Origin of the sequence: Frankia sp. Mgl5, assembly GCF_023242985.1 — a bacterium.
GTDB lineage: Bacteria > Actinomycetota > Actinomycetes > Frankiales > Frankiaceae > Parafrankia > Parafrankia soli.
The window spans coordinates 1-9,690 of sequence record NZ_JALKFY010000695.1; the positions used below are offsets into that span (position 1 = coordinate 1).

Below are 9,690 nucleotides of genomic sequence, written 5' to 3' on the forward strand. Positions count from 1 at the left end.
TACAACGCCATCCCGCGCACCAGCCCACCGGCCACCGCGGCCACTGCGGCCACTTGACAACACAGGGGCGTCAGTGCCCATGAGGCAGCTTCAGAGGGTGCGGAACAGGCCGCCGTCGACGAGGATCTGCGCGCCGTTGACATAACTGGCGGCGTCGGAGGCGAGGAACAGGCAGACGCCGACCATGTCCTCGGGGACGCCGATGCGCCCCATCGGATTGATACGCGCCGCCTCCTGTCTCGCCTGTCCGCCCCAGGCTTTGGTGATATCGGTGTCGAACGCGCCGGGCAGGACGAGGTTGGCGCGGACCTTGGGCGCCCACGCGCCGGCCAGGCCGAGGGTCAGCGCGTTCAACGCCGCCTTCGCCATCGCGTAGGGCAGGTCGTTCGGGTTGGGACGCAGCGCCCCGGCGGTGGTCACGTTGATGACCGATCCGCCGTCGCCGGCCGCCATCCGTTCACCCACCAGCGCGGACAGGCGGAAAGGACCTTTGGCGTTGACAGCGTGGACCTTGTCGTAGAGCTGCTCGCTGACCGTGGCCAGGCTGTCGTAGACAGGAGACATGCCGGCGTTGTTGACCAGCACGTCGCAACGGCCGAACTCGGCGTACAGGGTGTCGACGAGCCGGTCGCAGTCGTCCCAGGACCCGACGTGGCAAGCCGCCGGCAGCACCCGCCGACCGGTCGCCGCCTCGATCTCCTTCGCCGCGGTCTCACAGGCCGCGAGCTTGCGGCTGGCGATGACAACGTCCGCGCCGGCGCTCGCCAACCCTTCGGCCACGGCGCGGCCGATGCCCCGGCTCCCGCCGGTGACCAGCGCGACCCGACCAGTCAGATCGAACAATTCCGCGGACGCCCTCATTCCGCCGTCCCGATCAGCAGCGGGAGCGAGTCGACCGAGCGAACACCCGGGGAGAAGGCCAGATGACGGTTCACCGTCCGCTCCCAGCGCACGGTCTCCGGATCGGCGAGCTCAGTGGAGTCGATGTTCCCGGAACCGAGCAGCACGTGGACCTCGTCGCCCCCGTGTACCGGGCAGCCACCGATCTCGGTGTCCCGCGTCGCGACCCGAGAGACCAGCATGACCGGCGACTCCTTCCTTAATTGCTGGTAGGTGGGCTGCGGCCGCCGGGTCATCTCGCTGGTGATCACATCGAGATAGTTCTTGGAACCGCCCCCGGAGTCCTGCTGCATGCTTCGGCCCCTTTCATCGGTCGTGGGCTGCCATCACGGCGGTGTCGCTGGTGGTTTCGACGTTCTCGGCCGGCTGACCGGCCCTCCTCGTGAGCCCTGGGGGCCTTCACCATCGACACCGGAGTCGGGTCTGGTGGCGCATGCCATCGCGGCACTGTCGCCCTGAGGGCGGTCCCGAGGACGCCACGTCGCGGCCCCCGCTACCAGCGGACAGAAGGAAAGATATAGGTGACTGCATCAGATGTCTATAGATAGGCCGGAGCAGTCGGCCGACCCGGTCGGCACCGAGATGCGGCATCGGCCGGCCTCCGTCCGGTCCGGGATGCCCTGCTACTGGACGAACCCAGACTTTCCCTGTCTGGCAGGGATATTTGAGCCAGCAGGTCGTCACACCGTCCGGCGCGCCACGCGCCGTGCGCATCCGCCGTCGCCCCTCTCGCCGGCCCCGAGCAGACCCATCTCGCACAGTTATAATGAGATAACAGTTGTCTGGGTCAGCACATGATGACGGCATGGCAGCCCACCGCCTCCGGGAGGACGAGTACTGGGCGATCTCGGCGTGGCCGGCCTGCGGGAGGCCACGCCGCTGGCCGTCCGCGGGATCCGGCGGACGCCGACGGCACGGATGCATGTGAAGCGGACGCGCGGAGAGCGGTACGGTCTCATCGACTACCAGACGATGTCCTGGGCGCTTGCTGGAGTCCCCGGAACCACGTGAGGGGATGTGGGCCTTTATGGAGAAGCAGATGCCGGCCTGGGTGCCGGAGGAGTTCATCCACGGCGAAGGCTGCCGGTGAACGCACCGGCACGGCCCCTGCCGGCACGGGCATGACCGGCCCCGCGGGCTTGTCGACGGCCGCAGTCGGGGTCGGTTCACCGCCCCCTGCCGCCGGCGGTACCCTCCGCCCCTCACGTCGGTCCCGCAAGATCGCCCATCTCCTCGCTGCGGACCTGCGGCGGCAGATCCTGCGCGGCGAGTTCGCCGTCGACCAGCAGCTGTCGTCCGAAGGCGAGATGACGGCGGCGCTCGGTGTCTCGCGGGAGACGCTTCGCGAGGCTCTGCGGATCCTGGAGGCGCAGCATCTCGTCGATGTTCGACGAGGGCGTGGTGGCGGCGTCGTCGTCCGCCGGCCTGGGCTGACCGCCGTCGCACGTTATACAGCGCTGCTGCTGCAGCTGCGCGGTGCGACGATCGCGCATCTGGAGGAGGCTCGGTCGGTGCTCGAGCCGCCAGCCGCCGAGCTGGTCGCCGTCCGCTGCGGCCCTGAGGGACTCGATCACCTGGTGGCTCTGCATAGACGCGTCCACGAGGTCAAGAGCGACCCGCTGGCGTTCGCCACCGCCGTGACGACGTTCGACCAGGCCGTCACCGATCTGTCCGGTAACCGTTCCATCGCGGTGATCGCCGGCGTGCTCCGGGAGATCTACGCCGGCCAGGTGTTCGCGGCAGTGAACGAGGCGGTCGGCCCGGCGGGCGAGCGGGTCCGTCGCCAGACCATCGCCAGCCACAGCGAGTTTCTGGCCGCCGCGCAGCGGCGCGACGGGGACGCAGCCAGTCGTGTGTGGAGCGATTACCTGCTCGCCACGAGCCGGCTGTTGGTGAGGCGCAGCCTCAGCAGGCAGCAGATCGACGTCGCCCCGCTCTGGCGGGCCCAGTCCGGCGGGGCCGCAGCCGCCGCCGGCATGGGCGGTCGGATGCCGCCGGCGCGGGCGGCGACCGCTGTCACGAGCGAGATCAGAGCACGAATCGCGGAGGGCAGCCTCGCCGAAGGCGACCGGCTTCCCTCGCTCGCCGACCTGTCCACGCAGTTCGGCGTCTCCCGGCCGACGCTGCGGGAGGCGCTGCGCATCCTGGAGATGGAGTCCCTCCTGGAACTCCGCGCCGGTGACCGTGCCGGCCCGCGGGTGTGTCATCCGTCGACGCAGGTCGCCACACAGCTTGCCGGCACCGTCCTGGAGGCCCGCCACACCACGCTCGGCGACTTCTTCCAAGCGCTACGTCTGATCGAGCCGGCGCTGGTGGAGCTCGCCGCAGCACGGATGGACCAGGCATCGATACCGAGCCTGCGCGGGGTGGTGGCCGAGCTGACCGCCGCCGCGGCGGACCTGGACATGCCCCGGTTCACCGCGGCCTGGCCGCGTGGGACGGCAATCATCTTCGCCGGAACCGGCAACCCCGTGCTCGCCGTCATCGCCGAAATCATGGGATGGGTGCGGGTGGCGACCCGACCGGCACTCGCGATGCCGGCGGACGACCCATGGGCCGCGATCGCCGACCGAATCGCGGCGCAATTCGGCGAATTGATCGACGCTCTGGCCACCGGCGACTCGGCCCGAGCGCGCTCCTACTGGGTGGCTCTGCTGGACGCCAACACACCATTCGTCGAGTCGACCGGGTTCGCTGGCCGTCTGATGATCGACGTGATCGACTGAACAGACCCGCCGGGCGCCGGTGACCCGGACGTTCGAGAACAGGAATCGCTATCGCCACCTTCATGTCCGTCCGAGGGCGGTGCTGCGTCCGGAGGAAGCGACGCAGGCTGGTGCCCCCGGGGACCGGCGATCAGATGACGTGGGCGAGCTCGGTGAATGCGGCTGATAGTTGCAGCCTCGGGTTGGCGTGGCGGTCACCACCGCGGTTGAGGCGGTGACGGCGGGTCTTCCCGGATGACGCTTCGATCGGGCTGGCGCCGCAGAGAGCGGCGAAAGACGCGTCGCTGGCCAGCCCGGTCGGGGTTGTCGCCGGCGATGACGAGCATGGCCGCGGCGGTGCCCGGTCCGACGCCGACGCGAGTGAGCATGCCGGGTGCGTGCCGCTCCAGCAGGGTGGCCAGACGCCGGTTGAGGTCGTCGATCTTGTCGGTCAGCGCCATGATCCGTGTCGCGAGCTGGCGGAGTGTGTAGCGCGCGGCGCTGAAGGGGTGGTCGGCTCGACCGGGTCGAAGGCGGCGCATCGACGGACGAGTGTGGTGCGGCCCAGGCCGGCGAAAGATTCACGCAGAGCGGGGTCGGTGCGGACCAGGACAGCTTTGAGCTGGTTGACACCCCCTAGGCGCGGGCCTTGACCGTGGAGGCCTTGGCCACCGTCGCGGCCGGGGCCGGATCAATGGCTCCGGCGGACTCCACCCCACCCTCTTCTTCTTCGCGCCGGATATGTTGATGGTGCGCTCGCATCTGGGACGGGAGTCCTGTCGCGGATCTCAGCCCGGTGTCGGGGGAGGGGTGTCGTTGGCTGTGTACTGCTGCGGCGCTGATTCGATGCCGGCCGCCATGAAATTTATCAGATTCTCCAGGAGTTCGTGGGTCGGTGCGGTTTTCCTGCCGTTCCGCGCTGCCATCTGGTAGCGGGACAGGGTATGGACCGTAGTAGTCATCATAATCATCCACCGTTCGTCGAGGGCCGCCTTTTCGTGGTCTGGCAGGAGCTGGTAGAGAATGCTCATGAAAGAGGTGATCGTGCTCGCGGAAACCGAGCCCTCGAGGCCGGAGTATCCGCCTCGTTCGACGATGTAGCGGGCAAGGAAGGCCAGATAGTAGCCACCCTCGTCGAAGTGCCGGGCGAGGGAGACGACGAACGTTCTGACGAGGTCGTGGACCTGTGGGGGTCGGCCGCGAATAAGTAGGTCCGCCATCATCTCTGCCCGAACCTTCTCGCTCGTGGCGGCGTGATACGAGATGATGGCTCGGAGCAGGCCTTCGCGGTCACCGAAATGGTACTGGATGGCGACGTTGTTCTTCTGTCCCGCGGCCAGGGCGATATCCCGTAGGGGAGTCGCAGCGATACCCTGTTCCGCAAACATCTGCTCGGCCTTCGCCAGGATTATCTGGCGAGTCAGACTGCCTTTGGAGTTGGAGCGGTCCCGGTCGGCGCGAAGGCCTCCACCGTGCTTCACTCGGCGCTCTCTTTCGATACCGCGACGCACACCTGTGCCGGGTCACGTGACTGCGTTGCATGACCTGTTTGGCGTACGACTTAACTGTGCTGGACTGTCGATTGATATTGGCCATAAAAAATTCAGTATAGCACCTTAATCTGTGGTCGGCCCGGGATTTCCGTCCTGGGGCTGGATCGCTTCCCCTCGTTGCGGCTCGGCGGCCTGTCGGGGCTGGAGTGGGGACGAGGGTGGCGGTTGTTGCTCTCGGTGGTGGAGTCGATGCTCTCGGTTCTGATCTTCAAAGTTAAGTGCACTCCCTTAACTCTGTTGACACCTGATCCAGATCAACCTAAGGTTCTGTCGGCGGGAACCAGGTGTTCCTGGGGAGCGTGGGCCTCTGTCCAGGGTCCGAGGAGCTCCCGCGCGAGCAGAACTCGGAGGGGGTGATGGCGCTTTGCATGGATTAGGTCCCGGTGTGGAGCGGTCTTTTCCTGTGGTGGGCGTGCATCCGACGGCGACCGACCGCTCCATGCCAATTCTCGAGCTGGCCAGGGAGGTGGAGGCGCGCGGCCTGAGGTCGATCTCATTTCCCGAGCACACTCACGTTCCGGTCGGCAGCCGAGCGCTCGTCGAGGGATGGAGTGTCGAAGAGCGCTACCAGCGGACGCTCGACCCGTACGTCGCCTGTGCGTTCATCGCCGCGACAACCTCCCTGGAGGTCGGTACCGCGGTGTCCCTCGTGGCGCAACACGACGCCATTGCCCTGGCGAAGGCCATCGCCACGCTGGACCATCTCAGCGAGGGTCGGGTTTTTTTAGGCGTCGGATTCGGTTACAATCGCCAGGAAATAGAGGGCCATGGTGTCCCGACAAAAGATCGTTTCCTTGTGGTCGAGGAGACGGTCGCGCTGATGCGGGCGTTGTGGACCGAGGAGATCGCGGCTTTCCGTGGCCAACACCGGAATCTCTCGCCCTCGCGCTCCTGGCCCAAACCCGCGCGGCGGGGCGGTCCTCCGGTGCTGCTGGGGGGGCGGCCTACCGAACGGAACTTCGCCCGCATCCTCGCCTGGGCCGACGGCTGGATCCCCGCCGGCATCGGGGTGACAGAAAAGGTCGCCTCGTCCCTGAAGGACCTCTGTGCCCGGTGGAACGATGCCGGTCGAAAAGGTGCCCCGGAGATCTGCTGCTTCCTCGCTCCGGGGTCGCGTGACGAGATGGCGAGGCAGATCGGGCGTGCGGCTGAACTCGGTGTGCAACGCCTGAGTGTCCGCCTCGAAGAGCGGCCGCGAGACCTGGTTCTACCTGTTCTCGACGAGCTGGTGTCCGCCCTGGTGCTCTGATGTGACGGTCCCCGACTTTTCTGTCGTCTTTCTCTGCGGGTTCGAGGGCTGGAAGGCAGGGGTGGTGTCAGTGAAAAGCACCGAAGCCGAGGTCTGCGCCGAAAATGATCGAGGTGCCTGGATGAATGTTGACGATCTTGTCATGGTCAGTGTCGATGACCACGTGATCGAGCCGCCTGGCGTTTTCGAGGGCCGCCTGCCGGCCCGATACGTCGACGTGGCACCGCGGTTTTTCCGGAGATCGGACGGAACCATGGCATGGGTGTACGAGGGGGTGGAGATCCCCAACACGGCGGTGAATGCTGTCGCTGGCCGTCCGAAGTCCGAGTACGGTTTCGAACCTGTGTGCCTGGAGGAGATCCGCTCCGGATGCCATGATATCCACGCCCGGGTCAGGGATATGAATGCCAACGGCCTGCTGGGCTCCATGTGCTTTCCCTCCTTCGTGCGTTTCTGCGGCCAGATCTTTCTTGAGCACGGTGAGCGGGACCAGTCGGCCGCCATGGTGCGCGCGTACAACGACTGGCACGTCGACGAGTGGGCGGGCACCTATCCGGGTCGTTTCATCCCGCTGGCGCTGCCCATGATGTGGGACCCCCACCTCGCCGCAGAGGAGGTGCGCAGGGTGGCCAGGAAGGGCTGCCACGCCGTCACCTTCTCGTCGAACCCGCACGCTCTCGGGCTGCCGAGTCTCTACACCGACCACTGGGACCCGTTCTGGCGAGCGTGCGTGGAGGAGGGCACGGTGGTCTGCATGCACCTGGGCTCGTCCTCGCAGGTGCCGAAGACCTCGCCGGACGCACCCACCGAGGTGATCTACTCGCTGTCACCGATCGGGCTCATGGAAGCCGCCTGCGACATTCTGTGGTCACCGGTGCTGCGGAAGTTCCCCGAGCTCAGATTCGCCCTGTCCGAGGGCGGGATCGGATGGGTGCCCTACTTCCTGGAGCGTGTCGACTACATCTACAGCCAGACCCGGCACTGGACTGGAATGGATCTCGGCGGCCGGCTGCCCTCCGAGATCTTCAGCGAGCACGTGATCCTGTGCTTCATCGACGACGCCGTCGGTGTCGACAACCGCCACCGTCTGAACATCGACAACCTCACCTGGGAGTGCGACTACCCGCACTCGGACAGCACCTGGCCGCGGTCGCCCGAGATGGCGATGCGCTATCTCGGTGGGCTGCAGGACGCGGAGATCAACAAGATCACCCATCTGAACGCGATGCGCCACTTTCACTACGATCCGTTCACTCACATCCCCCGCGAGCAGGCGACGGTGGCGGCGCTGCGTCGCCGGGCGGTCGGCTGGGACGTCGAGGTCCGCCCGACGGCCCACCTGCGGCCGACGGCGGCGTCGCGATAGCGCCGAAGCGCGTAGGGGAGCGGAGAGCGCGGTCGGACTGGCGATCGAGAGAGACGGACGCGGCGGTGGGCGGAGGCCGGGTCGTCGAGGTCTCCGCGCGGGCGTTCGACCCGTCGGCCGGCGCGCTGTGCTCTCGCTGTCCGGGAGGGCGTGCTCCTGCCGTTGGGAAGCCGGTGAGACGTGCTCGGCAAGGTCTCGGAACTGCTCGACGACCCCCAGGGCTGGAGCGAACGGATTCGCGCAGCTGGTCGACCACGGCGGCGGACACCGTCTCCGCTGGTCGACTCGCCCGTCCAGCCCGATCAGACCCCGACGCTGCGGCGAGCGCCCGGTTTCGGGCAGCAGTCCGACGCCGTCCTGCGGTCCCTCGGATGGGACACCGACCCTGTGCTCCAGACGAAGATCGACGGCGCCGTGATCTGGTCCGGCTTCGCGCGAAAGCGGGGGCGACACTGCCTGGCCTCGGCGGAAGGGAGTGATGGCCGAACCATGCAGCTCAGGGACAAAGTCGTCGTGATCACGGGTTCGGGTAGCGGGCTCGGTGAGGCGTGCGCGCACCGATTCGCCGTCGAGGGCGCGACGGTCGTCGTCACGGACATCGATCCGGCCGGGGTCGGGCGGGTGTCTGCCGTAGTCGGCGGTGTCGGCATGGTGGCCGACGTCAGCATCGAGGAGGAGGTCCAGGACAACGCCCGCTGGGAGTGGGCCTGGAAACTCCATGTGATGTCGCACGTCTACTCTGCGCGGGAGGTCCTGCCGGCGATGCTCGAGCGGGGCGACGGTTATCCGTCGCAGACGGCCTCGCTTGTCGCACTGTCCACGCAGATCGACAAGGCGACGTACTCGGTGTCGAAGCATGCCGCGCTCGCGCTCTCCGACGACTACGAGCGTTGGCCGGACGAGACCGCGGCGCGGCGTACCTGACACACGATCACCCGGCGCCGCCGCGCCGGTTGTGCGCCCATGTGTGCCCCCACCGAAGGAAGAAAGGAAAAGTAGATCATGGACGACCTAGGTGCAGCCGGTCTCCGGTTCGAACGGGACGGTGTGATCGGCTGGTGTGTCATCGACCGGCCGGAGGCGAGGAACGCCTTCACACCGGCGATGTACTTCGGCCTCAAGCGTGCGGTTCACCTGGTGAACAAGGACCCGGAGCTGGCGGCTCTGATCATCACCGGGGTGGGGGACACCTTCGCGCCCGGGGGTGACCTGGGCGGGCGGTCGCTGCCCGGCGATGCGCCGGTGCCCGACATCGGACACGAGACGCTGCCGTTCCTGACGATCCGGGACAGCCACGCGCCCGTGGTGGCCGCCGTCAACGGCATCTGCCAGGCGGGGGGTCTCCTGGTCGCCATGATGGCGGACATCGCCGTGGCCAGTGAACAGGCGAGCTTCCGGGTGCCGGAACTGTTGCGGGGGATCGTCGACGCCACTTTCGCCGCGGCTCTGCCCGCGCATGTCGGCGTCGCGGTGGCCCGGGACCTGCTGCTGTCGGCGCGCCGGTTCGACGCACACGAGGCGGTGCGCCTCGGTGTGATCAGCCGGGTGGTGCCGCGCGAGCGGCTGCGGGAGGCCGCCGTGGAGGCCGTGGGTGAGATCCTCCAGACCGGCCCGCTGGCCCGAATGCACGTCAAGCGGATGCTTAACGAGCGCTACGGGCTGGTCGACTACCAGACGATGTTCGGATCTCTGGAAGGCTCTCCCGAGCCGCGCGAGGGCATGAGGGCCTTCATGGAGAAGCGGGCGCCCGTCTGGGTACCGGAACGCTTCGCGGGCGACAGGGGGCGGAGGTGAGTCACTTCACCTGGTGCGAAAGTCAAGGGCGGATTCAACCGGTCGTTGAACCGCCCCGGGAAGGTTGGAGGCTCTAGGTTGTGACTGTGGCCTGGGGTTTCTGGGCTGTCGGGTAGTAGTTAG

Annotated in this window: 8 protein-coding genes and 2 pseudogenes; 6 read left to right on the forward strand and 4 right to left on the reverse strand. The window is 67.4% G+C overall.

Features of this window, described 5'->3' with window-relative positions; genetic code table 11:
- Positions 1-90: 90 nt before the first annotated feature.
- Positions 91-861 (reverse strand): glucose 1-dehydrogenase, encoded by a 771-nt coding sequence (locus MXD62_RS26135; protein ID WP_248832075.1) that lies wholly within the window; start codon positions 859-861, stop codon positions 91-93.
- Positions 858-1,193, reverse strand: a complete 336-nt coding sequence (locus tag MXD62_RS26140; protein WP_248832076.1) for a cytochrome P450 — start codon at positions 1,191-1,193, stop codon at positions 858-860. The genes MXD62_RS26135 and MXD62_RS26140 overlap by 4 nt, the downstream gene beginning before the upstream one ends.
- 601 nt (positions 1,194-1,794) lie before the next feature.
- Between MXD62_RS26140 and MXD62_RS40925 the strand changes: the two are divergent.
- Positions 1,795-1,990 (forward strand): annotated as a pseudogene (locus tag MXD62_RS40925) (enoyl-CoA hydratase/isomerase family protein); the annotation flags it as partial.
- Between the two features lie 31 nt (positions 1,991-2,021).
- The gene (locus MXD62_RS26150; RefSeq protein WP_248832078.1) at positions 2,022-3,626 is read left to right on the forward strand and encodes a FadR/GntR family transcriptional regulator; all 1,605 of its coding nucleotides are present in this window, start codon (positions 2,022-2,024) and stop codon (positions 3,624-3,626) included.
- Positions 3,627-3,816: 190 nt separating this feature from the next.
- Here the strand turns inward: MXD62_RS26150 and MXD62_RS26155 are convergent.
- Positions 3,817-3,918 (reverse strand): annotated as a pseudogene (locus MXD62_RS26155) (transposase); the annotation flags it as partial.
- Positions 3,919-4,393: 475 nt separating this feature from the next.
- The gene (locus MXD62_RS26160; RefSeq protein WP_248832079.1) at positions 4,394-5,086 is read right to left on the reverse strand and encodes a TetR/AcrR family transcriptional regulator; all 693 of its coding nucleotides are present in this window, start codon (positions 5,084-5,086) and stop codon (positions 4,394-4,396) included.
- A gap of 475 nt (positions 5,087-5,561) precedes the next feature.
- Between MXD62_RS26160 and MXD62_RS26165 the strand changes: the two genes are divergently transcribed.
- From MXD62_RS26165 to MXD62_RS26180, 4 genes are all read left to right on the forward strand, one after another.
- Positions 5,562-6,407 (forward strand): TIGR03619 family F420-dependent LLM class oxidoreductase, encoded by an 846-nt coding sequence (locus MXD62_RS26165; protein ID WP_248832080.1) that lies wholly within the window; start codon positions 5,562-5,564, stop codon positions 6,405-6,407.
- Positions 6,408-6,528: 121 nt separating this feature from the next.
- Entirely contained in the window at positions 6,529-7,773 is a 1,245-nt protein-coding gene (locus tag MXD62_RS26170; RefSeq protein WP_368862452.1) for an amidohydrolase family protein, read from the forward strand.
- Positions 7,774-7,953: 180 nt separating this feature from the next.
- Positions 7,954-8,697 carry an SDR family oxidoreductase gene (locus MXD62_RS39870; protein ID WP_248832082.1) on the forward strand — a complete coding sequence of 248 codons (744 nt, stop codon included), beginning with the start codon at positions 7,954-7,956 and terminating at the stop codon, positions 8,695-8,697.
- 75 nt (positions 8,698-8,772) lie between these two features.
- Positions 8,773-9,567, forward strand: a complete 795-nt coding sequence (locus MXD62_RS26180; protein WP_308301327.1) for an enoyl-CoA hydratase/isomerase family protein — start codon at positions 8,773-8,775, stop codon at positions 9,565-9,567.
- Positions 9,568-9,690 lie beyond the last annotated feature (123 nt).